General features: G+C 66.0%; 16 protein-coding genes and 1 tRNA gene. 12 read left to right on the top strand and 5 right to left on the bottom strand.

From position 1 onward, the window contains the following. Positions 1–30 precede the first annotated feature (30 nt). Positions 31–107, bottom strand: a tRNA-Arg gene (locus tag ACVKN3_RS12355). A 143-nt stretch (positions 108–250) separates the two neighbouring features. Between ACVKN3_RS12355 and ACVKN3_RS12350 the strand changes: the two genes are divergently transcribed. From ACVKN3_RS12350 to ACVKN3_RS12305, 10 genes are all read left to right on the top strand, one after another. After that, positions 251–796 (top strand): hypothetical protein, encoded by a 546-nt coding sequence (locus ACVKN3_RS12350; protein ID WP_285405018.1) that lies wholly within the window; start codon positions 251–253, stop codon positions 794–796. A 30-nt stretch (positions 797–826) separates the two neighbouring features. After that, positions 827–2062, top strand: coding sequence for a hypothetical protein (locus ACVKN3_RS12345; protein WP_354515368.1), 1236 nt, complete (start codon positions 827–829; stop codon positions 2060–2062). After that, positions 2059–3063: a hypothetical protein gene (locus tag ACVKN3_RS12340; protein ID WP_354515370.1), complete on the top strand. Its 1005-nt coding sequence runs from the start codon at positions 2059–2061 to the stop codon at positions 3061–3063. Before ACVKN3_RS12345 ends, ACVKN3_RS12340 begins: the two co-directional genes overlap by 4 nt. A gap of 13 nt (positions 3064–3076) precedes the next feature. Beyond that, on the top strand, positions 3077–8365 hold the full coding sequence (locus ACVKN3_RS12335; RefSeq protein ID WP_354515372.1) for an RHS repeat-associated core domain-containing protein: 5289 nt from the start codon (positions 3077–3079) through the stop codon (positions 8363–8365). Positions 8366–8874: 509 nt separating this feature from the next. Continuing rightward, entirely contained in the window at positions 8875–10410 is a 1536-nt protein-coding gene (gene amaB / locus ACVKN3_RS12330) for an L-piperidine-6-carboxylate dehydrogenase (RefSeq protein ID WP_354515374.1), read from the top strand. A 15-nt stretch (positions 10411–10425) separates the two neighbouring features. After that, a complete protein-coding gene (locus tag ACVKN3_RS12325) occupies positions 10426–11193 on the top strand; it encodes a class I SAM-dependent methyltransferase (protein WP_354515377.1) in 768 nt (255 codons plus the stop codon). Then, complete coding sequence (locus tag ACVKN3_RS12320; RefSeq protein WP_354515379.1) at positions 11193–12221, top strand: quinone-dependent dihydroorotate dehydrogenase; 1029 nt, start codon at positions 11193–11195, stop codon at positions 12219–12221. The genes ACVKN3_RS12325 and ACVKN3_RS12320 overlap by 1 nt, the downstream gene beginning before the upstream one ends. Continuing rightward, positions 12218–13258: a UDP-N-acetylmuramate dehydrogenase gene (gene murB / locus ACVKN3_RS12315; RefSeq protein WP_285405011.1), complete on the top strand. Its 1041-nt coding sequence runs from the start codon at positions 12218–12220 to the stop codon at positions 13256–13258. Before ACVKN3_RS12320 ends, murB begins: the two co-directional genes overlap by 4 nt. Before the next feature lie 129 nt (positions 13259–13387). Beyond that, positions 13388–15559 carry a polyphosphate kinase 1 gene (gene ppk1, locus ACVKN3_RS12310; RefSeq protein WP_285405010.1) on the top strand — a complete coding sequence of 724 codons (2172 nt, stop codon included), beginning with the start codon at positions 13388–13390 and terminating at the stop codon, positions 15557–15559. Between the two features lie 81 nt (positions 15560–15640). Further along, entirely contained in the window at positions 15641–17362 is a 1722-nt protein-coding gene (locus ACVKN3_RS12305) for a sensor domain-containing diguanylate cyclase (protein ID WP_354515381.1), read from the top strand. Between the two features lie 723 nt (positions 17363–18085). Here the strand turns inward: ACVKN3_RS12305 and ACVKN3_RS12300 are convergent. Both ACVKN3_RS12300 and ACVKN3_RS12295 read right to left on the bottom strand, forming a co-directional pair. Further along, entirely contained in the window at positions 18086–20356 is a 2271-nt protein-coding gene (locus ACVKN3_RS12300; protein ID WP_354515383.1) for a thiamine pyrophosphate-dependent enzyme, read from the bottom strand. Between the two features lie 29 nt (positions 20357–20385). Further along, the gene (locus ACVKN3_RS12295; protein ID WP_354515385.1) at positions 20386–21555 is read right to left on the bottom strand and encodes an acyl-CoA dehydrogenase family protein; all 1170 of its coding nucleotides are present in this window, start codon (positions 21553–21555) and stop codon (positions 20386–20388) included. A gap of 185 nt (positions 21556–21740) precedes the next feature. On the opposite strand from ACVKN3_RS12295, the gene ACVKN3_RS12290 reads away from it, so the two are divergent. After that, the gene (locus ACVKN3_RS12290; RefSeq protein ID WP_354515388.1) at positions 21741–22217 is read left to right on the top strand and encodes a hypothetical protein; all 477 of its coding nucleotides are present in this window, start codon (positions 21741–21743) and stop codon (positions 22215–22217) included. A gap of 63 nt (positions 22218–22280) precedes the next feature. Beyond that, the gene (locus ACVKN3_RS12285) at positions 22281–23156 is read left to right on the top strand and encodes a DMT family transporter (RefSeq protein WP_285403149.1); all 876 of its coding nucleotides are present in this window, start codon (positions 22281–22283) and stop codon (positions 23154–23156) included. 29 nt (positions 23157–23185) lie between these two features. Here ACVKN3_RS12285 and ACVKN3_RS12280 read toward each other — a convergent pair whose 3' ends face one another. Together ACVKN3_RS12280 and ACVKN3_RS12275 are read right to left on the bottom strand one after the other, a co-directional pair. Continuing rightward, the gene (locus tag ACVKN3_RS12280; RefSeq protein ID WP_285403148.1) at positions 23186–24124 is read right to left on the bottom strand and encodes a 5'-nucleotidase; all 939 of its coding nucleotides are present in this window, start codon (positions 24122–24124) and stop codon (positions 23186–23188) included. A 97-nt stretch (positions 24125–24221) separates the two neighbouring features. Next, positions 24222–24980, bottom strand: a complete 759-nt coding sequence (locus ACVKN3_RS12275; protein WP_036143126.1) for an NAD kinase — start codon at positions 24978–24980, stop codon at positions 24222–24224. Between the last annotated feature and the right edge of the window lie 183 nt (positions 24981–25163).

Here is a 25163-nt window from a genome sequence, read left to right as displayed (position 1 = left end):
GCTGCTCCGGCGGCGTGCGCCTGCTCAGGATGGTGACCCCGGCCCGATTCGAACGGGCGACCTTCCCCTTAGGAGGGGGACGCTCTATCCAGCTGAGCTACGGGGCCGACATTCCTCAGGATAACCGAGCGCCCCCCCGGAACGAAAGTCGAATCGCCCCTACAACTTCCGACCGATAGACCCGGGCACCGTTATGCGATATCACTCAGACGTCCCATCCACGATGGCCAAGACGGCCGAGGAAGCACCTATGACACGGAATGTCGCCCTCCACGCGGGGCTGCTCGCCTTCTGCCTCATCGCCGGCCCCGCGCGCGTTACGGCGCAGACCCAGGCCGCCGGCAGCGCTTCGGCGCCGACACAAGCCGCCGTTGCGCAGCCACAAAGCGAGCCGCCCCAGGTGCGGTTGTTCGAAGGCAATAACGCGTCGCAGAACGTGGTGTGCACCATTGCCCTCGCTGCGCCGTTTTCCCAGATGTTCCGATTTAAATCGAAAGACGGCGGCTGCATGAATGACGAGGCCAAATCAATCGATTTCCATTGGATCCCGCCGGGCACCGTGATCGAACTCTACGACGACCCGGACTGCCTTAAGCGCGACGACTGGGTGAAGTTCACCTTCCTCAAGCGAGTCAAATACACGTGGGCCGGTAACTTCGAATCCAGCAAGGACGACACGGATTACGGCGAAGGCGATGTCGTCTACTCGAGGACGTACCACAAAGAAAACGGGCTGGACGGTAAGGTTTCCTGCATGACGATCAACATACCGCCCCCGCCCACGCGCGCCGAATGAATCAACCCGAAATCGACAAGGAAAGTCGCTATGTCAACAGGCACCTCACAGACACAGGCCCAGCCGTGGGTCCAGCTCGCATTGTTCAGAGTCTACAAGAACGCATTCCCGGATAACGAGCCCGCGTTGCACGTCTTCAACAACGGACGGCAGCAATGCGAGGTGCGGATTGTCCTGTCCGCCCTCGACGCCAACGGCAATTCGGTCGCCTTGTCGGATGCGGACATCGCGACGATCGAACTGATCGACTATGTCACCGGTGAGCCCCTGCCGCGCCTGGAAGACCGGCCGAAGGACCTGACCTGGAGCTTTTCATCCACCAGCGCCGGCTACGTCTGGGATGAAGCGATAGTCGCGGTGGCCGCAGCGCCCGACGGGGCCATCGCTGTCGCGGCCGAGCCGCACCCGTTCCCCAATGAGCCGGGCCAGACCACACTGACGCTTTACGTGGCCACGACGTCCACCAGGGATCGACAGCTCGCGGCGCGCATTCGCCTGCCTTCGGGCGCCGGCTCCCCGCAGTATATCTCGACGAACAGTGCAGGCGCCCACGACCCTGACGGCCAGGGCGAGGATGGTCGCTTCAATTCCTCCGTCATCGTGCACCCCACCGCGTTTCCTTCGCTTCCCCTCAGCAGCTACGGTGACGTCACGAATGAGCGATACCTGACTCCGACACGCGTGGGCAACGACGAACATTTCTACTGGGCACGCGAGCACTATCTGCACGTGTTCTACAAGAACAACCTGCTGCGCATCAGGTCGGTGAGAGGGGCGTCGGCGCAGGCATCCGGATTTGCGATATACGCGTCCGGCGCAGCCAACGACACGGTCAAATGGGCCATCAGCTACTACGGGCAACCGGGTGCGGCCCAGCCCGAGAATTTCCCGCCGCCTCCCCTGGCCAACGTCGAGGTGGCAACCCGGACGACACATCCTGAGGGGAGTACCGAGGGCGCAGTGCTGGAGAACCCTGGCGCTGCTCTCCTCTACGAACCGCGCGAGATGTACAACAAGTGCGTCGGCAACCTGGTCGGTCGCTCGGTCGATCGCGTGGTAGTGGGCCTGCTCATGGGCAACATCGCTGCACGCTTTCTGGACAAGGACAACAAACCCCTCAGCGCCATCAAACAGACCACCCTGCACATCATGGATGTGCACGGCAACGACCACGAGCTATCGATCGCGTTCGGCGGCAAGGTCAACGAGCTGATCCTCACCAAAACAGGCCGCGCCCCGCGCCATGCCAAGGAAGACAAAACATGAGCCGGAATAAGCCCACAAAACCGATGCTGGAGCCAGAATGGATTATCGCCAGGGTAGCATTCGATATCCAGCATCCGATGCTCTATGCCAACGGCAGGCAGCAGTCCAAGGTGATTGCCTACATCGAAGCACAGAAGAATGCTCAGCGCGTGAAGCTGACGGCGACCGAGCGAGCCAGCATCCGCCTCATCGATTACATGGCGCCCGACGCGGAGATTCCCTTCGCCAATGACGCCACGGGAGAGTCCTACAAGGGCTGGTCGGCCCAACGCGAGCCGCGTGGTTACCTCTTCCATCCCGCCACGCTTACACAGGACAAGGCGTCGCCAGACGAGACGACTCCGATGGCCGGCGGAGATTACGTGGAGCTTTTCGTTACCGCCGATGCGGGTGCCGTCGGTGGTCCCCTGAGCCTCGCCTTTGTGGTAACGGGAGACAATGGCTGGCGATACCGCACCGATGGCTATGTATTCGCGCCGGATGGGACAACGGCATTTAACGAGATTATCGACACGGGAAGGGATAAGAGCGTCCGCCCCGATACACCGTTGGAATACGGGCGCGGGCAGTTTCAGCTGGAACAGCTTCGCCATACCGACAAGGCCGCCATTTTCAACGATACGGTCACGCTGTCGATACAGGACGGCCGCGTGATCGCCCTGAAACACATGCAGTGCACACCGGCGGGCATGATCCACTGGATCGACAACCTGCCATCGACGCAGAACCCGTGTTACACGGGCTATGCCGAGCCCGGTGACACGCACATCCATTGGAACGAGGCTGTACCGACCGGAGGTCAGCCCAGGCCGACGCTCGCAGCGGCCGAGCCGGGCAAGGGCGTCATCATGCTGTGTGGCCGGATCGACATACCGCGCCGCGACCATGTCGATCCACCCCTTGGCCCGATGATCGTGACCATGATCGACGCCTATGGCTCGGACCAAACGTGCTCGATCGAATTCGTACCCGGCACACGCGACGAGCTACAAGTCACCTGAGGGGGTCCATCGCATGGACGATAAAAGCAAGGGCGCCGGTACCGCAGTCGTCAAGGACGACTTCTACTCCAGTGCATTCGGCTTCTACAGCAACATCAGCGGGGCGGTCGATCCGCGCACCGGCATGTATTCGGCAAGCATCGACTTACCGGTCGGCAAGGGAAACCGCCTTCGCGGCCCGGGCTTCGGCTTCCGCCTGCGCTACAGTCCGCTAAGCAATGTCGACCACGGCTTCGGCGAGGGCTGGCTGCTCGGGATGACCGAGCTGGACCTCAACTCCAACATGCTCACCCTCGACAGTGGCGACACCCATCGCATCGATTGGATGTTTCCTGGATACGCCGCGCGGTTTCCCGATCGCAAGCTGGAAAGCTTTCGCCTCACACCGGGGGCCGGCATGGCGAACGCCACGCTCGAGCACGCGACAGGGGTGGTCGAGTACCTCGAAAAGATGCAGCACGATCCGTCGATCATGCGCACGGTCAGGATCTCCAGCCCCAGTGGTGACGCGCTGCATCTCGCCTGGAAGCTCGGTCCCCACGGCACCGTCGTGCTGGCAGGCATCACCGATGACGAGGGTACCGTGCTGCTCGGCATCGACTATCCGGACCTGAGGGAGATAAGGCTGCACTTGGCCACTGGCCTGACGGAGCCGCTCGAAGTGGTCTTCGAACGACAAGGCGCCCAATTGCAACGGGTGCGCATACCTGCGATCGCCCGACTCAACGAGGGCCCCAAGTTGACGGACGAAGAACCCCTGTGGGCCTTCGGATACATCAACACGCTCGAGTTGCCGCCCCTCTGCCTGCTCGCCTCGATCGACTCGCCGGACGGTATCCAAGAGAAAGTGAAATACGACGAGCATGCGTTTATCCTGCCCCGAGGCGCGCCGCGGGCTTATATGCCGGCGGTAGTGGTGCGAACGCGCATGCTCGCCGCGTCACCGATCGCCCGCGCAGATATCCGTCGGGCCCCACGAACGAGCTTCGTGCAGGCATCGTCCTATACGTACGACAACCACGGTTATGCCAACTTCTACGGCTATCCCATCGTACCCGACTGGCAAAGCAGGGTGGACCAGCTGCTGCGTCATGTCGGTAGCGACGATTTCCGTTACGGATCGACGGAAACCCAGCGCAATGAGGACGATAAGGACCTGTGCAGCATCAGCCGTGAATATGATCATTTTCATCTCATGACGGCGGAAACCACGCATCGAGGCACCGTCAAACAGGCGGTGACGATCACGTACGGCAACGTCCGGGGTCGGCCCTTCGACGACCAGCCGGCGGACTTCCAGCTTCCCCATGCAGTCACCACCGCTGTTTACGACACCCGCGACGATGCCGTGAAGCAGGTCACCGTGGTTCTCAGCGACTATGACGCCGATGGCAACCTGACTGGCCGACTGGATACGGCGTCGGGCATCGAAGAGCGGTTCAGGTACTTTCCGCTCGAAGGTGAGGCCGGTCGATGTCCCGGCGATCCGTTCAAACTGGTCCGCCGACTCAAAAGCGCCACGGTGATACCCGGACCGGGGGGCGGCCCGACCCTCACCACGCACTACACCTATGCCGCCCTGCCCAAACGTGCCGCCCTGCCCAAACGTGCCGCCCTGCCCAAACGCAAGCGCAAGCGCAAGCACTCCAAGGCCGACGCGGATGCTGTCTACGTGCAGGCGATCGCCGAATGGACCACGCTGGGCGACACCGGGCAGCCACTGACGCAAAGCCAGCAGGCCTTCATCGTCGACCAGGGCGCGCATCACGGCGCGCTGACGCGGGAAACGCATACCGTGGACGACAAGAAGCACACGCGTGAGCTGTCCTATCGCACCGACGCCCCGGGTACGGTGACACTGCAAACCACCGACACCACACCCGACGGCATCGTGTGCGTCACCGAGGACGTGCTCGCGCTGGTAGGCGGCTTCGCTCTCGAAACGACTGACATGGCCCGCAACAAGATACGTCGCGCCTACGACAACCTGGGCCGCCTCACGGAGGAAGTCGATTTCCGCGACGGTGTCGGCCAGCGTTCCACCAACCGTTGGACATACCGGCTCACCCGCGCGTCGCGGTCGGTCACCCGCATCGGTAGCACGGGGCTGGCGCACCGGCAATGGCTGGATGAACAGGGGCGACTGATCGCACAGGAAGAGCCGCTCCCCGACGGTGGAATGCAGATCGTCGGCGAGACGGTGTACGACGCCTTCGGCGACGTGGTCGAAGACATCGCTTTCGACCGACTGGCCGATGGCCGACGGCTCGCGCTGACGACGCGCTACACTTACGACGATTGGGGTCAGTGCACCGATACGGTGGCCCCCGATGGCAGCCACACGCGCGCCCTGACTTCGCTGAACGATGAGGCGGGCGAGGTCATGACCCACCGCATCACCTGGCAGGAAGCCGGCGGCGTGCGTATCGGCGGTTGGCAGTCGGTTGATGAGGACGCCGCCGGTCGCCAACGGCGCGTGCAGACCGGTTGCTGGGATACCGACAGCAACCCGGTAGCGTGCACTACCGAAACCTGGCTCTACGACGGGTTGGGTCGCTGCATCGAAGCCTGCGACACCATGGGCCGTGTGACGCGGCAGCGGTGGGATCACTTCGGCCGCCTGACGGAGACGCTGCTTCCCGATGGCAGCGTGGTCACGAGGACCTATGCCACCGGCCAGACCGGCGAACTGATCGCCTGCCTCGCCGTCACCGCGCCTGGCGAAACCGCCCCGATCGTTCTGGGCACGCGTCGCTACGACGGCCTGACCCGTTTGACCCAGGAAACGGCGGGAAGCCTGAACTGGAAACTCGGCTATGTCGCAAGGCAGATCAGCCCGGCCAGCGAGGAACGGCCGGACGGCGCCGTCATCGATCGCACCTACGACGCGTGGCTGGGCGAAGCGTTGCTGACCGAAACCCTGCGCGGCGCACGTCCGCAGGTGCTCATGCAGGCCACCTACGCGCCCGTCACGGGCATGCCCGCCAGCCTTAGTTCCGACGCGGGCGCCATGATGTTCCGTACCGATTATCTGGGCCGCATGACCGAGCAGGACATCGTCACGAGCGGCACCCTCAGCCGCAGTACATGCGTGGAAATTTCACCCGGCGGCCTGGAACAGGCCAAAACCGGTGTCGACGGCATGCGTCGCGTGTTCGTTTACGACGATGTCGGCCGTGTCACCCGCACCACCGATTACGACGCCGCGGATGCGCTCGTCGTCGAAATGAGTTTTGCGTATGACGCGATATCCCGCCCTCACAGCCGCACCAGCCGTGACGCCGACAGTGCATTGACCGAGACCGTGACCTATGACGATCGCGACCGAATCGCGCGCACGACATGGACCCACGAACGGCAAGGCACGACAACCCGGCGTTCGCTTGCGCTCGCCTGGCGCGACGACGGCAAGCTGATCGGCAAGCAGTGGCACGACGGGACAGACGATATCTATCGGAGCGAATCGATGGATTACGACGTGCGCGGACGTCTGTCCTGCCACGCGATCTCGTCGGCCACCGGCGATCTCCCCGTCGACGACACGGGGCGACCCTTCACACACCAGAGCTTCACCTACGACTGCCTGGACAACCTGCTGGCGGTCGACACCACGTTCGTCGACGGAAGCGGCGAAGCGACCCGCTACGAGCACGACCCCGTCGATCGCGACCGCGTCACCGCCGTCGTCACGATGCTTACTGATAACGGCGTCAGTCGGCAGCGCCGCGCGGTGATGCGCTACGACGAGGCCGGTCGTCTCGTGGATGACGGGGTCGGCGGCAGCTTCGAATGGAACGGGGCGGGACGCCTCGCGTTCGCCTCACCGAAGGACGGCGAACGCCGCGGCTACCGTTACGGCCCCGATGGCCGTGCGACGTCTGTGGATAGCGCCCGAGGTACAGCGTACCGATATTACGACGATGGTCGTCTCTACGGCGAGTTCAGCGACGACGACGAGCGACGTTTCATACGCGCTGGCGATGTGGCGATCGCGGAAACCGTCCTCAGCCACGCCGTGCGCTCCACCTGGCTGCTGGGCACCGATCCGCAGGGCTCCGTCGTGATGGAGGCCGGAGATAGGCTCCACTGGCGCACGTACGGCGCCTACGGTGAACGCAACACGTCCGGGGACGGTGCTCGCGGCGGCTTTGCTGGTGAGAACCATGAAGACGGCACCGGCTGCTATCTGCTGGGCGATCGTCTGTACTCGCCTCGTTTGCGGCGGTTTCTCAGCCCGGACCACGCCAGCCCTTTCGAGGCGGGCGGGCTGAACCGCTATGCCTACTGTGGTGGCGACCCGATCAACCGCGTCGATCCGACCGGCGAATCCTGGCTGGACTGGCTCGGCGTGGCGGTCGGTATCGTGGGCGCCGTGATCGCCACCGTGGCCACCGGAGGGGCATTCGCGGGAGTGGTGGGCGCCGCCGCGGCCGGCAGCCTTGCAGGCGCAGTGGTCACGCCGGGCATGATGGTCATGGCGACCGCCACGGTACTTGAGGTGACCACCACCGCCGTCGACCTGGCCTCCAACATCGCCGCGGAAGCGGGCGAGGATCGCACGGCCGGCATCCTGGGCTGGATAGCCTTGGGCACAGGGGTGGGGGCGGCTGTCACGGGGGGGCTATCGGTGCTGCCGGCAGCGGGCCGCTCCGGTGGGCAAGCCTCGCGCCGTTTCGTCGGTCGGTCGCTGGATAGGGGCGCGATGCGTTCGCCACCGGCTTTCCTCGGAAACAAGTACTACCCCGGTGCAGCAGGTCCCGCCAGCGCCAAGGAGCGATGGGAGCATCCAGGAGGTCGGGTAGTGAAGTTGTATAGGGACCATGCGGCGCTCAGGAAGGTCGCTCCCCATCGCGTCAGTGCCACGGGCGAGCACATAAAGCCTCAGTGGCACATCCGCCGTAACCGCGCAGGCGGATACATCTATGCATCCGACACAAGAATAAGAGCAGGCGATGTCAATGAACTGATCGATCAGATCATACAGACCAGTGGCGATAACAAGCGCATCATCATTAAGACTGGGGCCCATGGGAACCCCTTGGGCCATAACTACACGCCTAACGGCCGCAGAGGCATCGAGAACGCCACATTCTTATCGGAGGACAGGCGAATCGCTGCATGGCATCAACAATTCACCACGCGCGGCATCGAGGTCGTCAAGATCAGTCGCAAGTCGAAGGCGACCCTGGCCGCCTACGCCCAGAAGAACGCGCACGTCATCGAGGGCTTCTGCTACTCCGCCGCCGACCCCGTGGTCATGGAAGCCATGAACCTCGACAAGGTCAAAGTGTTCCTCATATAACGGGGCAACAGCCAACTGCGGAGCACCGCCTCACCTCACGTGCGCTAGTGCGGGACAGAAACGGAAGTACGCCGGGCGGGCATAGGGATAGCCACCGGCCGCTTTATATCCGTACCGAAGGGGCGCCATACCCCATCGGCGCCTTCGACATCGATGCGCGCATCGCCGCCGTCGCTGGAGGCCCTGCTTACCGCGCACCGCAGTGCGTCGTATCGCGAATCGCAACGCTCGATCACCCTGCCGGCCAGACGCACTTCCCACGCTCTTCCGGCATGGGGGTGAAACGGAACCTCGTAGATACGCACCATGGTGCCCTCCGCCCGGCTGGGATCGTGATATGCAGCGTGCGCGTCGCCGTGTCTTCGTCAGGTGCTTTCCGCCCATGGCTGTCATAACACGACGACCACGTGCGTCCCGCGCCGCACAACGGAGTGTGAAGGGCACGTTTGCTAGAATCGCGGCTTTAGGTCGCGTCGGCATTCCGTTGGCGCGTCGTCCAAGGAGTCGTCATGTCCTCGAATATCCTCGCCGCAATCGGCCTCAACGCCACCGAATCGGGCACCTACCTCGGCCGCGGGGAGTGGGCGTCCGCCACCGACGCCGGCACGCTGACACCGGTCAACCCCGCCACCGGCGAGGCGATCGCCACTGTGCACGCCACCGGCGCGGCCGACTACGACACCATCGTGCAGCGGGCTCAGGAGGCCTTCACGGTCTGGCGCACCACCCCGGCACCCCGCCGCGGCGAGGCGGTGCGCCTGTGCGGCGAGGCGCTGCGTCGGCACAAGGACGCACTGGGCTCGCTGGTCGCCCTGGAAATGGGCAAGATCAAGCCCGAGGGCGATGGCGAAGTGCAGGAAATGATCGACATCGCCGATTTCGCCGTCGGCCAGAGCCGCATGCTGTACGGCTACACCATGCACTCGGAGCGCCCGGGGCACCGCATGTACGAGCAGTGGCATCCGGTCGGCCTGGTCGGCATCGTCAGCGCGTTCAACTTCCCGGTGGCCGTGTGGGCGTGGAACGCCTTCCTTGCCGCCATCTGCGGCGACATCTGCATCTGGAAGCCCTCGCCCAAGACCCCACTCTCGGCCATCGCCACGATGAAGATCTGCAACGAGGCGCTGCGCGACGCCGGCTTCCCGGACATCTTCTTCCTGTTCAACGATGCCGGCACCGACCTCGCGCAGGCGTTCGTGGACGACAAGCGCATCCCGCTGATCAGCTTCACCGGTTCCACCAAGGTGGGCCGGTCCGTCGGTGAGCGCGTTGCGAAGCGCATGGGCCGCAGCCTGCTGGAGCTGGGCGGCAACAATGCCATCATTCTCGACAAGACGGCCGACCTGAAACTGGCCATCCCGGCGATCGTATTCGGCGCCGTGGGCACGGCGGGCCAGCGCTGCACCAGCACGCGCCGCGTGCTCGTGCACCGGTCCATCCACGATCAGGTGGTGGACACCCTGGTCAAGGCCTACGGCCAGGTGGAGCAGAAGATCGGCGACCCCACGCTGGCCACCACGCTGATGGGTCCGCTGAACAGCCCCGAAGCCGTGCAGGCCTTCGTCGACGCGGTGGCCCGGGCCGAGGCGGCCGGTGGCACCGTGCGCACGGGCGGCAAGGCCCTGACCGATCGCAAGGGCAACTTCGTTCTGCCGACCATCGTCACCGGCCTGAGCAACGCCGATGAGGTGGTGCAGACCGAGACCTTCGCGCCGATCCTCTACGTGATGCCGTTCGATACGCTGGACGATGCCATTGCCCAGCAGAACGCCGTGCCGCAAGGCCTCTCGTCGGCCATCTTCACGCAGGACCTGAAGGCCGCCGAGCATTATCTGTCGGCCGCCGGTTCGGACTGCGGCATCGCCAATGTCAATATCGGCACTTCGGGCGCGGAAATCGGCGGCGCCTTCGGTGGCGAGAAGGAAACCGGCGGTGGCCGCGAGTCCGGTTCGGATGCCTGGAAGGTGTACATGCGCCGCCAGACCAACACCATCAACTACTCCGACTCGCTGCCACTGGCACAGGGCATCAAGTTCGAGTTCTGACCCGCGGATGACGCCATGACCGACCTTCGCTCCACGGACCGTTTTTCCGACCGCGTGGCGGACTATGTCCGTTACCGGCCGGACTACCCGAAAGCGCTGGTCGGCTGGCTCCATGGGCTGGGCGTGGATACCGACTGGACGGTCGCCGATATCGGCGCGGGCACCGGCATGTCGGCCAAGCTGTTCCTCGATGCCGGCCACCGCGTGATCGGCGTCGAACCCAATGCGCCGATGCGCGACGCGGCACGCCAGTGGCTGGCCGGGGCGGAAGGCTTCCGTGCCCATGACGCTACGGCGGAAGCCACCGGCTTGCCGGATGCCTCGGTGGACCTGGTGATCGCCGGCCAGGCCTTCCACTGGTTCGATCCGGTGGCGGTGCGCCGTGAATTCGCGCGGCTACTCACGCCGCGTGGGCTCGTCGCCATCTTCTGGAACACACGCCGGCTGGTCGGCACGCCATTCCTCGAGGGCTACGAGCGTCTGTTGCACGAGTACGGCATCGACTATGCCAGCGTGGCCGAGCGCTACGCCGACGATGAAGCCATGGCCCGCTGGTTCGCACATGGCTATCGTGGCATGGCGTCGTTCCCCCACACGCAGAATCTCGACTACACGCAGTTGCTGGGACGCACGATGTCGTCCTCCTACATGCCGATGGCCGGCCACCCGAACCACGAACCGCTGCTGGTCGCGCTACGCGCACTGTTCGACGCCACGCAGTCGGGCGGTACCATCGCCTTCGATTACGACACCCGCATCTTCGCGGGTCATCCGGACACCTGATGTACGACCTGATTCGCCCCTTGCTGTTCGCCCTGGATGCGGAAACCGCGCACGACCTTACCCTTTACGCCTGCGATGTGGCGCAACGCAGCGGCCTGTCCCGGTGGATCGCCACGCCGCCGGCCGATCTGCCGGTCAGGGCGTTCGGCATCGACTTTCCCAATCCCGTGGGCCTGGCCGCCGGACTGGACAAGAACGGTGCCCACCTCGACGGGCTGGCCGCGCTGGGCTTCGGTTTCCTCGAGATCGGCACGGTCACGCCGCGCCCGCAGCAGGGCAACGACACCCCCCGCATGTTCCGCCTGCCGGGCCACGAGGCCGTGATCAACCGGCTGGGCTTCAACAACGGCGGCATCGACGCGCTGGTGCGGAACGTGGAGAAAGCCGCGTTCCGTGGTGTGCTCGGCATCAACATAGGCAAGAACAAGGACACCCCCAACGAGCGCGCCGTCGACGATTACCTGCTCTGCCTGGAGCGGGCCTATCCCCTGGCCAGCTACGTCACGGTGAACATCTCCTCGCCGAACACCCAGGGCCTGCGCGACCTGCAGGAAGAGGACACCCTGCGCCGCTTCATCGGCACGCTGCGCGAGGCGCAGGAACGCCTGGCGTCCCGGCATGGTGCACGTAAGCCGATGCTCCTGAAGATCGCGCCGGACCTGTCGGGCGTCGAACTGGACGCCATCGCCGACGTGCTGCTGGCCTCGGGTATCGACGGCGTGATCTGCACCAATACCACCGTGGATCGCGACACCGTGGCGGGCGCGCCGCATGCGCAGGAAGCCGGTGGCCTTTCCGGCCGCCCCTTGTTCGACAAAGCCACCGGGGTATTGCGCGCCATGAAGGCACGGGTGGGCGATCGCCTGCCGATCATCGGCGTCGGCGGCATCGTCGACGGTGACACGGCGGCGGAAAAACTTGCCGCCGGCGCGGCGCTGGTCCAGGTGTATTCCGGGCTGGTGTTCCGCGGACCGAAACTGGTGGCCGAGGCCGTGACCGAAATCCGTCGCCGGGGCCTGCCTGCATGAACAACGAACCGGTCGACATGGGCGGATTCCAGCTCACCAGCGATGCCGCCATGGGCCGGCGCAACACGCTGCGCGTGGATGCGCGCGCGCGGTTGCTGGCCGAGGTGCACGACGTGACACGGCTGCCCGAGGTGCTGGCCTACCCCGCCATCGCGGGCGGCAAGGTACTGGTGCTCGGCGAAGGCAGCAACCTGCTGATCCGTGGCGACATCGACGCCACGGTACTGGCGATTGCCAACCGCGGTGTCGAGACCTTCCAGCGCGACGACCACGTGCTGGTCCGCGTGGCCGCCGGCGAGCGCTGGGACGACTTCGTCCGCTGGTCGCTGGGCCAGGGCCTGGCCGGTCTGGAAAACCTGATCCTGATTCCCGGCACGGTGGGCGCCTCCCCTATCCAGAACATCGGTGCCTATGGCGTGGAAGTGGCGGAGTTCATCGATACGGTGGAAGCCTGGGACACGCAACAGGGTGAGTTCGTGGTGCTGGACAAGGCTGCCTGCGCGTTCTCCTATCGCCACTCGACCTTCAAGCAGCAGGCCGGCCGCTGGATCGTCGTGGCGGTGACCTTCCGCCTGCCGCGCGAGCGGCCGTTGTCGCTGGACTACGCCGGCATCGCCGAGGAAATGGACAAGATGGACGTACAGCGCCCGACGCCCTATCACGTGGCCGAGGCCGTGGTCCGCCTGCGCTCGAGCAAGCTGCCGGACCCCGCGGTGATCGGCAACGCCGGCAGTTTCTTCAAGAACCCGATCGTCGGCGCCGTGCAGGCCGATGCCATGGCGCTCGCGCATCCTGGCCTCCCCGCCTGGCCGCATGCCGGCGGCACGGCCAAGTTGTCCGCCGGATGGCTGATCGAAGCCGCAGGATTCAAGGGCGCGCGCGACGGCGATGCCGGCATGTCGAACCGACACGCCCTGGTGCTGGTCAACCACGGCAAGGCCACCGGTCCGCAGCTGTGGGCATTCGCGCAGAAAGTGATCGCCGGCGTGGAAGCCATGTTCGGCGTCACCCTCGAACCCGAGCCGCAGGTGGTCTGATACCGCCGCCAGCCTGTACGAAGGCCCGATGGCGGTGTCACCGGGATGTAAGGGCGTGGTCATAAGCTTCGCCGGGCGGCGTACCATGGGGTCGTCGTAATTCGCGACGAGGACGACGCCCTGGACACGATGACGCCACCCACCGAGACGCCGGCCGCGCCGAAGCCGACCGCCGCCAGGCCCGCGCCCGTTCCCGAGATACCGGAGATCGACCTCGGCGACAGCAGTCTCTACATCCATCGCGAGCTGTCCCAGCTGCAGTTCAACATCCGGGTGCTCGATCAGGCACTGGACGAGTCCAAGCCGCTCATCGAGCGGCTCAAGTTCCTGCTGATCTTCTCGTCCAACATGGACGAGTTCTTCGAGATCCGCGTGGCGGGACTCAAGCAGCAGATCGCCTTCGACCACGAAGTGATCGGGGCCGATGGTATCCCGCCGCGGCGCGTGCTGGCCGAGATCGCCGAGGTGGCGCACCGGCAGATCGACCGCCAGTACCGGATACTCAACGACCATATCCTCCCGGCGCTGGCGCTGGAGGGCATCCGCATCGTCCGGCGCAACCAGTGGTCACACAAGCAGAAACTGTGGATACGCCGGTATTTCCGCCACGAGGTGGCGCCGCTGGTCACGCCCATCGGACTCGACCCCACGCATCCGTTCCCGCGGCTGGTCAACAAGAGCCTCAACTTCATCGTCCAGCTGGAGGGCACCGACGCCTTCGGCCGCGACTCGGGCCTGGCCATCGTCCCGGCACCGCGCATCCTGCCGCGGCTCATCCGCATGCCGGCCGATATCTGCGAGGACGGCGACAACTACGTGCTGCTGTCGTCGATCATCCACGCGCATGCGGACGACCTGTTCCCGGGCATGCGCGTGCTGGGCTCCTATCAGTTCCGGCTCACCCGCAACGCCGACCTGACCATCGACCCCGAAGACGTCGAAGACCTTGCGCGCACCCTGCGCGGCGAACTCTTCTCGCGCCGTTACGGCGACGCGGTTCGCCTGGAAGTGGCGGACAACTGCCCCAAGCCACTGGTGGATTACCTGCTGAAGCAGTTCGCGCTGGAAGCCGACTCGCTCTACGAGGTCAACGGCCCGGTCAACCTCGCCCGCCTGTTCGAGATGACCCTGCAACCGCAGTACGCGCGGCTGCAATTTCCCACCTTCGTGCCCGCCCTGCCCAAGGTGCTGGCCGATGCCGAGGACATGTTCTCGGTGATCGGCAAGCAGGACGTGCTGCTCTACCACCCGTTCGAGTCGTTCTCCCCCGTGGTGGACTTCCTGCGCCAGGCCGCCAAGGATCCGCAGGTCCTCACCATCAAGCAGACGCTGTACCGCAGCGGCGCCAATTCCGAGATCGTCGATGCGCTGGTGGAAGCCGCGCGCTCGGGCAAGGAAGTGACGGCCGTGGTCGAGCTGCGCGCGCGCTTCGACGAGGAATCCAACCTCAGCCTGGCCTCGCGCCTGCAACAGGCCGGCGCCGTGGTCACCTATGGCGTGGTCGGCGTGAAGACACACGCCAAGCTGATGCTGGTGCAGCGCCGCGAGAACGGCAAGCTGGTCAGTTACGCCCACCTGGGCACCGGCAACTACCATTCAGGCAACGCGCGGCTGTACACCGACTACAGCCTGCTTACCTCGGACGTGGCGCTGTGCGACGACGTCCACCGCCTGTTCCGCCTGCTCACCGGCATGGGCAAGGCGCTGAAGATGAAGCGCATGCTCTATGCGCCGTTCACGCTGAAAAAGGGGCTGCTCGACCTCATCGCGCGCGAAGCCCTGCACGCCGCCGCGGGCAAGAAGGCGGAACTGGTCTTCAAGCTCAATGCCGTCACCGACCCGAAACTGATCCGCGCCCTGTACCGGGCCAGCCAGGCGGGAGTGAAGGTGGAACTGATCGTGCGCGGCATGTGCTGCCTGAGGCCAGGCATCCCGGGTGTCTCGCAGAACATCCGCGTGCGCTCGGTGGTCGGCAGGTTCCTCGAGCACAGCCGGGTCTACTGGTTCCACAACGACGGCGAGCCCGACCTGTTCCTTGCCAGCGCCGACCTGATGGAGCGCAACCTCGACCGCCGCGTGGAAACCTGCTTCCCCATCGAGGGCAAGAAACTGCGCCAGCGCGTTCGCCGGGAACTCGAGCTCTACCTGACCGACAACCACTCGGCGTGGATACAGCAGGCCGACGGCGGCTATACCCTGCTGCAGCCCGCCACCGGCCAGCCGGTACGGGACGCGCAGACGCAGTTGCTGGAGCGCTTCGGCGGCCTGGCCGCACCGGCCACGAAGCAGACATTCACCTGACCGGAACGGCACTCAGGACAAGCTCCCTGGATTGACGGCACAATACGGTCGCCGGTGGCGATCGCTGGACGCAGGACGGGCATGGGTTCGAGGGACGTACAGCAACGTTGGCTCCATCGCCTGCTCCGGGCGGCGAGCACCTGCCTGCTGTTCCTCACCATGGCCGCGCCGGCCGCCACGCTCACCGGCAACTGGCGCGACGCCCACCCCGGTGACGTGCCCGCCAACGTGCTCGAAGAAGCGTACACCCGCCCCCTGGCGTCGTTCGATCCGGCGCGCATGCAGGTGTTTCCCAGTGCCGCCGACGGAACCTGGGTGATCCTGCGGCAGTTGCCGCCATGGACCGCCGGCGATCGGGTGGTCAGCATCAACACGCCGGGCCTGGGCGCCGTCTCGCTGTACGACGAGCACGGCCGGGTGGCCACCACCTCGCTGGAGGATTTCAGTCCCGTCGTGCACGGCCACGGACGCCTGATGTTCAGCCTACCGGCTTCGATACCGGCCTCCCGGCCCATCCTGCTCAAGTTCGAGCCGACCGGCATGCCGCCCGGCGCGGTCACCGTGTCGACCCGTTCGTGGCCCGACTACCTGCGTGAGGACAGCGGCTGGGTGGCCTTCGCCACCGCATGCTTTGCGGTCATCCTGACCATGGCACTGATGGCCACGTGTTTCGCGGTCATCCTGCGCGACATGACGTTCGGCTGGTACGCCGCCTACCTGGTCTGCTACGTGCTGATCCAGAGCGTGAAGACGGGCTACATCTTCCACCCGCTGGAGTTCGAGTCTTTGGCGGGCATGGGCGACACCCTGGCGGCCGCGGCCACGGCGTTGTCGGTGTCGTTCTCGGCCTTGTTCCTGCTGCGCTTCGCGAAGATCGACGACTATGCCCCGCTGCTGAAGATGCCGGTGCTGGCGCTGTCCGTGGGCATGCCGCTACTGGTAGTGCTGCGGGCCACCGGCGTCGCCGTCCTGGTGCAGACAGCGGCGCTGCTGCTGCAGCCGCTGCTGCTGATCGGCGCCTCGCTGTTGCTGGTCGCCGGCGCCATGGCCGCCGCCCGCGGCTCGCGGCATGCGTGGTTCTTCCTCGTCGGCTGGACACCGTTGCTCGTGCTGACCGCGCTGTGCGGCGCGCAGGAGCAAGGCATGCTGGCGGGTGCGCCCTGGCTGCCGGACGCGGCGATCGCTTTCGGTGCGTTCGAGGCCATCGTCCTGTCGATCGGCCTGTCCGATCGTGCCCTGACCATCCGGCACGACCGCGACCGCGCGCGCCAGCTGGCAGACAGCGACCCGCTGACTGGCGTGCACAACCGTCGCGCATGGACGGACGCCGCGCTGGAACGGCTCGACCAGGGCATGGCGCGTCCCATCGCCCTGCTCTTCCTCGATCTGGATCACTTCAAGGAACTCAACGATCGCTACGGCCATGCGGCCGGCGATCGCGCGCTGGTCGCCGTGTCGGCCGCGCTGCGCGACGAGCTGCGCCCCTCGGACCTGCTGGGGCGTTTCGGCGGAGAAGAGTTCGTCGCCTTGCTGCAGGGCGTGGACCGCGACAACGCCATGCAGGTGTCGACACGGCTGTGTCGCCGTATCACCCGTCTGGACGTCCACCTGGGTGAGGACTGCGAGCCGCTCACCGTGTCCATCGGCGTGGCGCTGCGCACGCCGGCCGATACGTTGCAGTCACTGATCGAGCGTGCGGATGCCGCGATGTACGCGGCGAAGCTGGCAGGCCGCAACCGCGTGGTGTGCTCCGGGCCCGCCGGTCCCACCCTGGTACGGCGAGAGGCCAAGTTGGCGCGGTGAGGGGTGGGTGCCGGTGGTTTAACGGTGGCACGCTCGCCTTCGGCATGCGTTTAGCCTTGGAGCCTTGGGCACTGGAGCAAGAGCCGGCGGGTAGCCCCCTCGGGGCCACCCGCCGGCTCTTTCGCAGACTGAGGTGGGTTGTGACGCGAGCACCGTAGACGTGCAGGGTACGGCGTCGCCGCTTCGTTGGCTTTTCGCCCACATCGTGGGCTCCTACCCCCACGGGTAGGGCCGGTTGTGGCATATCCAACGCGTGGCCTGCCGTCCGGGGGTAGGAGCGCACGCACGTGCGCGAACCCTCGACATACCTAAGGCGACCGATGCCATGCAAAGCAGGCAAGCGAGCGTTCCCACCCACGAAGCGAAACCCGGCTCTACGCTCTTCCCACACGCAACCTCACCGTTGGAAAGAGCCGGCGGGTGCCACCCTCGGGGCCGGTAGCCGCAGGCGAGGGATTCGAACGGACAAGGCCCGAAGGGGGCCGGCCAGGACGGCCGGCCGTTTCCGCTGAGCCACGGAGGGCGAATCGGAAACCCCCGTTCGAAGCCCGACCCGCCCCGTAGGGCAATAGATACACGGCCGCGCGTAGGAGCGCACGATGTGCGCGAACCAGGTACACGGCCGCGCCAGCGGCCTTTCCTTGACGGGTCGCCGTAGGCGTGGCCCCGAGGGTGGCACCCGCCGGCTCTTGCCTCGCAGCCTCGCAGCCTCGCAGCCGAACCCTAACCGCCCGCCAGCGCATGCGCCGCGGCAACGATGTCGTCATCTCCAGGCAATACCAGGAAAGCCGCGCCCGCCAGCGGCGTGAAGGTATCGGCGCCGACCACACGACGCAGCGGCAGGTGACCCAGCCCGGCTTCCACGATCGCCGTGATCACGCCCTCGCCCACCCCTGCACTCTTGCGCCCCTCGTCCACGACCAGGATGCGCTTCGCCCCGGCCGCCTGGGCGGCGATGAAACCATCGTTGAGCGGCACCAGCCAGCGCAGGTCCACCACGCGCACCTTCCAGCCATGCGCCGCCTCGATGCGCCGCGCGGCGCGCAGGCTCATCGGCACACCGTTGCCGAAGGTGAACACGACCAGGTCCGTCGCATCCTCGTCGTACACGCGTCCCTCGCCCAGCGGCATCGCCTGCCCGAGCGCCGGATAGGCGAACTGCCACTGCCCGTCGCCGGCCTCGTAGAGGTCCTTCGTCATGTAAAGGGCGATCGGCTCGAGAAACGCGGTAACCCGGCCATCCACCTTCGCCAGCGCGGCCAGCGTGCGCAACATGGTGGCCGCATCGTCGCCGCGGCTCGGGCAACCGACGACGAGGCCGGGAATGTCACGCAGCGCGGTGATCGAGTTGTCGTTGTGGAAGTGCCCGCCGAAGCCGCGCTGGTAACCCAGCGACGCCACGCGCATCAGCATCGGGTTGCGATACTGGTCGTTGGAGAAGAACTGCAGCGATGCCGCCTCGCCACGGATCTGGTCGCAGGCGTTGTGGAAATAGGCCAGGTACTGGATCTCCGGCAGCGGCAACATGCCCATGTTGGCGTAACCCTGGGCCAGGCCCAGGATCATCGTCTCGTCCAGCAGCGTGTTGAATACGCGCGTGTTCCGGAAGGCCTTGTGCAGGCCCTTGGTCACCGTGTACACGCCACCCTTCTGCGCCACGTCCTCGCCGAACAGCAGGCTTTCCGGATACTTGGCCATCAGGTCGTGCAGCGCCTGGCCGATCTGGACGGCCATATGCTTTGGCGGCTGCACCTCGGGCAGGCGGTCCACGCCACCGAAGACGCGTTCGCGCTCGGCCGTGTCGCCACTACGCTCGGCTTCCGCGCGCACCGCATCGGGCGTGTAGGGCGCCAGCGGTGCCATCACCTCGGCGAGCGAGGTGATGCGTGGCCGCCGGTCGGCTTCCTCGGCCGCCTCGAAACACCGGTCGCGGGTGGCGTTGTAGAGGTTGAGCAGATCGTCCTTGGTGTACAGGCCCGACGCCAGCGCGATGGCCGCGCTGCGCAGCAGCGGATCGGTGGCTTCCAGCGCCACCAGTTCCTCGATCGCCCGCCATTCGATCTCGAAGTCGGTACCCGCGTGGCCCATCACCCGCGTGGTGGTGAGATGCAGGAAGGTGGGCCGGCGCGTGCGCCGGCAATGCTCTACCGCGCGCTGCACATCGGCATAGCCGCCGGCCAGGTCCAGGCCATCCGCGTGGAAGTAGTCCAGATCCGCACGGTGGCGGAAGTTGTTGGCCACCCAACCGCCAGGGGTCTTCACCGAGATGCCGATGCCGTTGTCTTCGCACACGAACAGTGCGGGCGCGGGCAGCTTCTGGTAAGCCGTCCACGCCGCGGCGTTGAAGGCGGTCTGCGCGGTGGCGTGGTTGGATGAGGCATCACCGAACGAACAGATGGCGATGGAATCCTGCGGGATCGGCAGCGCATGGCCGATCCGCCGTGCCTGCTCGATCGCAATGGCGGTGCCCAGCGCCTTCGGCAGGTGGGAAGCGATGGTCGAGGTCTGCGGCAGCACCCACAGCGGTTTGCTGCCCCACACCTTGTGCCGGCCACCGGAAGCGGGATCGTCCTGGCTGGCGGCGAAGGACAACGCCGAATCCATCACCGGGTCCATGCCAGGCAACTTGCGGAAGCGCTCGGCCATGAAACCGCCGCTGCGATAGTGCAGGAACGCCGGGTCGGTATGACGCGTGAGGCGCGCCACCATCGCGTTGCCTTCGTGGCCGGACGACCCGATGGTGTAGAACACCTTGTTCTGCACGCGCAGTACCCGCGCCATCAGGTCGAGGTGCCGGCTGATCAGCTGCGATTCCAGCAGCTCGCGGAAACCGCGCGCATCCAGCGCGCTGCCCGGCAGGACCGGTTGGTCGTCGTCCGGCGCGCGGGACACGTCGCCCTGCCAGAACTGCACGAACTCGACGAAGTTCTGGTCGACGATTTCGGCTCGGTTGAAGCCCTTGTGGCGGGCGGCGATCGGGTGCGGGACGGACATGGAGGCAGGAGACTCGCTGGAAAGGAAGCTCAGAACGCGTTGATGCCCGTGAGTTCACGGCCGACCACCAGCTGGTGCACGGTCTCGGTGCCCTCGTAAGTGATGACCGATTCCAGGTTCAGCGCATGGCGGATCGCCGAATGCTCGGTGGTGATGCCCGCGCCACCGAGGATGTCGCGGCAATCACGCGCGATGTCCAGCGCCATGCGCACGTTGTTCCACTTCGCCAGCGATACCTGCGTCGGCTGAAGGCGACCGGCATCCTTCAGGCGGCCCAGCTGCAGCGACAGCAGCTGCGCGGTGGTGATGCGACGGGCCATGTCGGCCAGGCGGATCTGTACGGCCTGGTTGGCCGCCAGCGGACGACCGAACAGGATGCGCTGGGACGAGTAGTCGAGCACTTCCTTCAGGCAGGCCTGCGCGGCACCGATGGGGCCCCAGGTGATACCGAAACGCGCCTGGTTGAGGCAGCCGAGCGGACCCTTGAGGCCCTTCACATTCGGCAGGCGGGCGCTGTCGGGCACGCGGACATCGTCGAAGAACAGGCCCGACGTGACGGATGCACGCAGGCTCATCTTCTTGTGGACTTCCTGGGCGGTGAAGCCCTTGGTGTCGGTCGGCACCACGAAACCCTGGATACCGTCGTCGGTCTGCGCCCAGACGATGGCGATATGGGCCAGGTTGCCGTTGGTGATCCACATCTTGGCGCCGTTGATCACCCAGTCGCCGCCGTCCTGGCGGGCCACGGTTTTCATGTTGGCCGGATCGGACCCGCCGTGCGGCTCGGTGAGCCCGAAACAGCCGATGACCTCACCCGCCGCCATGCGCGGCAGGTACTCGCGCTTCTGCTCCTCGGAGCCGTACGCGAAAATCGGATACATGCACAGCGAACTCTGCACGGAGGCGAAGCTGCGCAGGCCCGAATCGCCGCGCTCCAGCTCCTGGCAGATCAGGCCATAGCTGACGGCGTTCATGCCGGCGCAGCCGTACTCCTCGGGCAGGGTGGCGCCGAGCAGGCCCAGTGAGGCGATCTCGGACACGAGCTCGGACGGGAAGCGGCCCTGTTCGAAGGCATCGCCGATGATCGGCAGCACCTTCTCGTCGACGAAGCGGCCGACGGCGTCCTGCACGGCACGCTCCTCGTCGGTGAGCAGCGAGCGGACATCGTAAAGATCGAGCGGGTCGAGACGGTGAGCCATGCGGATACTCGTACGTGGGCGGCCGGAAACCGCCGATTGTAGACCTCCGGACAGGGGTCGGTCATGGCGTCCCGCAACATGTTCGATCGGCAAGCGCCTACATGGTCTGCGACCAAAGCTGACATCGGCCCAGGGGCGCGACTTGCGAGCATAGCGCCTCCCTCCCCGCATGAAAGGAATGCACCATGCGCTGTTTCCTCGCTCCCTTCGCCCTCCTGGCCGGCCTGACGGCATCCGGAGCCGGCCTTGCCGCCTCGTCGAACGACATTCCCAGGGAAAAGGGCCTGCTCCGGTTCATCGATCGCGATGGCAACCTCGTCGGCATTCCCGAGAAGGGCAACGGCCCCCTGCACCTCACCCCCCAGCTGAAGGACACCGCCAACGCCCGTATGCCTGGGCCGTCGGCCACGGGTCCGGTCATCAACCAGCAAGGGCGCTGCCTGACCCTGCTCTCACCGTTCAAGATCCAATGGGCCACGTGCGAGCCGGGTGCCAACAAGCAGCTGTGGACACGCCACGCCGGCGGGCTGCAGGGGTCCGCGCCATACGCCGGACAGATCGACGCCGACAGCCGGGTCGCCAACGGCAAACTGCACATCGTGCGCGGCGAGCACGGGTTGACCTTCGCCGATCCAGATAGCTTCGGCCCTGCGAACGACTGACGCCCGCTCCAACCAGGGGGGACAGCTGCATAATGGGCCGTCCCCGCTCCCAGGATCACCCCCATGTTCAAAGGCGTCCTTCTCGGCTTTGCCTGCTACGCCGCCTACGCATGGAGCGATGCCTTCGTGAAGTCACTCGAAGGCTCACTGCCACCCTACGAGGCGGTGTTCTTCGGTGCCGTCCTGGCCATGGCGGCGTTTCCCTTCCTGAAGAAGCCCGGCGACCGCTGGAGCGAGATCGTGGTCTCGAAGATGCCCGGCCTGTGGCTGCTGCGCGCCATGGCGGGCGCCATCGGCAACATCACCGCGGTGATGGCGTTCACCGCCCTGCCCATGGCCGAGGCGTTCTCGCTGATCTTCCTGCTGCCCATCTTCGTCACCATCCTCTCGGTGGTGTTCCTGCGCGAGCACGTGGGCTGGCGGCGCTGGTCGGCGGTGGTGGTGGGCTTCCTGGGCGTGCTGGTGGTGCTTCGCCCCGGATTCCGTCACCTGGGCCAGGGCCATGTAGCCGCGATCATCTGCGGCATCACCGGGGCCCTGTCGATCATCGCCCTGCGCATGGCCGGCGCGACCGAGAAACGCATCACCCTCTACGGCGCCGGCGTGGTCGGGCCGATGATCGCCGGCTTCATCATGATGCTGCCGCACTTCGTCTGGCCGGACGCACACCAGTGGTTGCTGGTGCTCGGCTACGGCCTGCTCGCCGCGGCCGGTGCCGTGCTGCTGATGCTGGCCACGCAGAACGCACCGGCGGCGCGCGTGGCACCCACGCAGTACAGCCAGATGCTGTGGGCCATCCTGTTCGGCTACCTGATCTTCCACGACCACCTGGACTGGCCGATGCTGGTAGGCATCGTGCTGATCCTGGGCGCCGGCCTGTTCACCTTCGTCCGCGAGGAAAAGAAGACTGACTGGTGGCGGTGGACGAACATCGTCTGAGCCAGGCGGCCCGTCGAGCCGCCCGGCATCTAGGGGTTGGACACGCCGTGCGGCACGTGCCCGGTGGCCACGTGCCGCCGGGCCGACTCCACGTTGGCCGGGGAGTCATCGAAGAAGATGTCGGCGCCGAACGCGTCCAGGAACGGGCCCTTGTCGCGGCCACCAAGGAACAACGCTTCGTCGATGCGCACACCCCACCGGCGCAGCGTGAGGATCACGCGCTTGTGCGCGGGCGCGGAGCGGGCAGTGACCAGGGCCGTGCGGATCGGCGAGGTCTCGGCGGGAAACGCCGCCTGCAGACGATGCAGTGCAGCCAGGAAGCCACGGAACGGGCCACCCGACAGCGGCTCGGCCCATAGCTCGGATTCGCTGCGATGGAACGCATCCAGACCCTGCTCCTTGGACACCCGCTCGCCTTCGTCGCCGAAGATCACCGCGTCACCGTCGAAGGCGATGCGCAGCTGCTCGCGGGAGCGCTGCGGGGCCGTGGAGGGCAGGATCGTCGCGGCGGCGACACCGGCACGCAGGGCACGACCCACGTCCTCCGCATTGGCGGACAGGAAAAGGTCGGCGCGGAACGGCGCGATGTAATCGGAGGTGGGCGCACCGCTGGTGAAGGCGGCGCGCGAGATGCCCAGCTTGTAGTGCTGGATCGCGTTGAAGATGCGCAGGCCGGTATCACCCGAGTTGCGCGACAGCAGGATGACCTCTACCGGGGGGACATTGCCGGACAGCGCGTTCAGGCCGAGCAGCTTCTGCACCAGCGGGAACGCCACGCCCGGTTGCAGCAGGTCGTCCTCGTGCTCGATCTGGAAGGCGCGGTAGGCATCCAGGCCGTCGCGCTCGAACAGGTCGTGGCTATCTTCCATGTCGAACAGCGCACGCGACGAGATGGCGACGACGAGGCGGTTGTCGCTTATGGCGCTGTCGGCGTGGGCGTTGGTGGCGTCTTGGGAGGGATGGGTCATAGTGGGTTTGGGGGGTGCATGATTTACGTGGGTCGGGCGCTGTGGCGCCTTGTTTTCGCGCACATCGTGCGCTCCCACCCTCGCGGTGCGGGTGGGGTCAAGGGGCGAATTGTTCGTCGAGGATGCGTTGCTGGAGGTTGTGTTCGGGGTCGAACAGCAGGCGCACCGCGTTGCGGCGGGATTGCTTTATCTCGACCGACTTCACGTCGCGCACCTCGTGGAAATCCGCCGTGGCGCTGATCGGGCGCTTGTTCGGGTCCTTGGTGTGCAGGGTGACGCGCGTGGCGTGCGGCAGGATGGCGCCGCGCCAGCGCCGTGGGCGGAACGGACTGATCGGCGTCATGGCCAGCACGTTGGCGTCCAGCGGCAGGATGGGACCGTGCGCGGACAGGTTGTACGCCGTGGAACCCGCCGGGGTGCAGACGAGCACGCCGTCACAGACGAGTTCATCGAGCTTCAGGTCGCCGTTGAGGCTGACCGTCAGGTGGGCCGCCTGGTTGCTCTGGCGCAACAGCGCCACTTCATTGAAGGCCAGGGCACGGTGCTCCGTGCCGTCGCAGCAGGTGGTATGCATCTCCAGCGGATGGAGCACGGCCGGGTGGGCCCGTTCGATACGCTCGGGCAACTGATCGAGGTCATGCTGGTTCATCAGGAAGCCCAGGCGACCGAGCTTCATGCCGTAGAACGGCAGGCCGAGGGTGCGATGGGCATGCAGCGTACGCAGCATGAAGCCGTCGCCCCCGAGTGAGACCACGATCTCGGCGTCTTCGGGCGCCACGCCCTTGTAGCGTTTGACCAGCGCCGCACGGGCGCGCTGGGCCACATCGGTTTCGCTGGCGACAAAGGCTAGACGCATGGGAAAAGGGGTTCCATATCCAGTGCGGAGCTTAGTCCCTAAATGCGGCGGACGGATAGGCCGGGGTGTTGCGGGGTGGATGGTGGGCGTTGGGGTGTGGCGGGATGGTTGGGTGCGGCGGATTGCCCGCGGACGCGGGATCGCCGACATCGTCGGCTCCTACAAGGCATCGCGGTGCCTGTG

This window comes from Luteibacter sp. PvP120 (genome assembly GCF_054055715.1).
This window is presented reverse-complemented; position numbering and strand designations above follow the sequence as displayed.

Coding starts and splice junctions, on each gene's coding strand:
- amaB (WP_354515374.1), top strand. CDS start 8,875: ATGTCCTCGAATATCCTCGCCGCAATCGGCCTCAACGCCACCGAATCG.
- ppk1 (WP_285405010.1), top strand. CDS start 13,388: ATGACGCCACCCACCGAGACGCCGGCCGCGCCGAAGCCGACCGCCGCC.
- ACVKN3_RS12285 (WP_285403149.1), top strand. CDS start 22,281: ATGTTCAAAGGCGTCCTTCTCGGCTTTGCCTGCTACGCCGCCTACGCA.
- ACVKN3_RS12295 (WP_354515385.1), bottom strand. CDS start 21,555: ATGGCTCACCGTCTCGACCCGCTCGATCTTTACGATGTCCGCTCGCTG.
- ACVKN3_RS12345 (WP_354515368.1), top strand. CDS start 827: ATGTCAACAGGCACCTCACAGACACAGGCCCAGCCGTGGGTCCAGCTC.
- ACVKN3_RS12325 (WP_354515377.1), top strand. CDS start 10,426: ATGACCGACCTTCGCTCCACGGACCGTTTTTCCGACCGCGTGGCGGAC.
- ACVKN3_RS12305 (WP_354515381.1), top strand. CDS start 15,641: ATGGGTTCGAGGGACGTACAGCAACGTTGGCTCCATCGCCTGCTCCGG.
- ACVKN3_RS12350 (WP_285405018.1), top strand. CDS start 251: ATGACACGGAATGTCGCCCTCCACGCGGGGCTGCTCGCCTTCTGCCTC.
- ACVKN3_RS12320 (WP_354515379.1), top strand. CDS start 11,193: ATGTACGACCTGATTCGCCCCTTGCTGTTCGCCCTGGATGCGGAAACC.
- ACVKN3_RS12290 (WP_354515388.1), top strand. CDS start 21,741: ATGCGCTGTTTCCTCGCTCCCTTCGCCCTCCTGGCCGGCCTGACGGCA.
- ACVKN3_RS12275 (WP_036143126.1), bottom strand. CDS start 24,980: ATGCGTCTAGCCTTTGTCGCCAGCGAAACCGATGTGGCCCAGCGCGCC.
- ACVKN3_RS12340 (WP_354515370.1), top strand. CDS start 2,059: ATGAGCCGGAATAAGCCCACAAAACCGATGCTGGAGCCAGAATGGATT.
- ACVKN3_RS12300 (WP_354515383.1), bottom strand. CDS start 20,356: ATGTCCGTCCCGCACCCGATCGCCGCCCGCCACAAGGGCTTCAACCGA.
- ACVKN3_RS12280 (WP_285403148.1), bottom strand. CDS start 24,124: ATGACCCATCCCTCCCAAGACGCCACCAACGCCCACGCCGACAGCGCC.
- ACVKN3_RS12335 (WP_354515372.1), top strand. CDS start 3,077: ATGGACGATAAAAGCAAGGGCGCCGGTACCGCAGTCGTCAAGGACGAC.
- murB (WP_285405011.1), top strand. CDS start 12,218: ATGAACAACGAACCGGTCGACATGGGCGGATTCCAGCTCACCAGCGAT.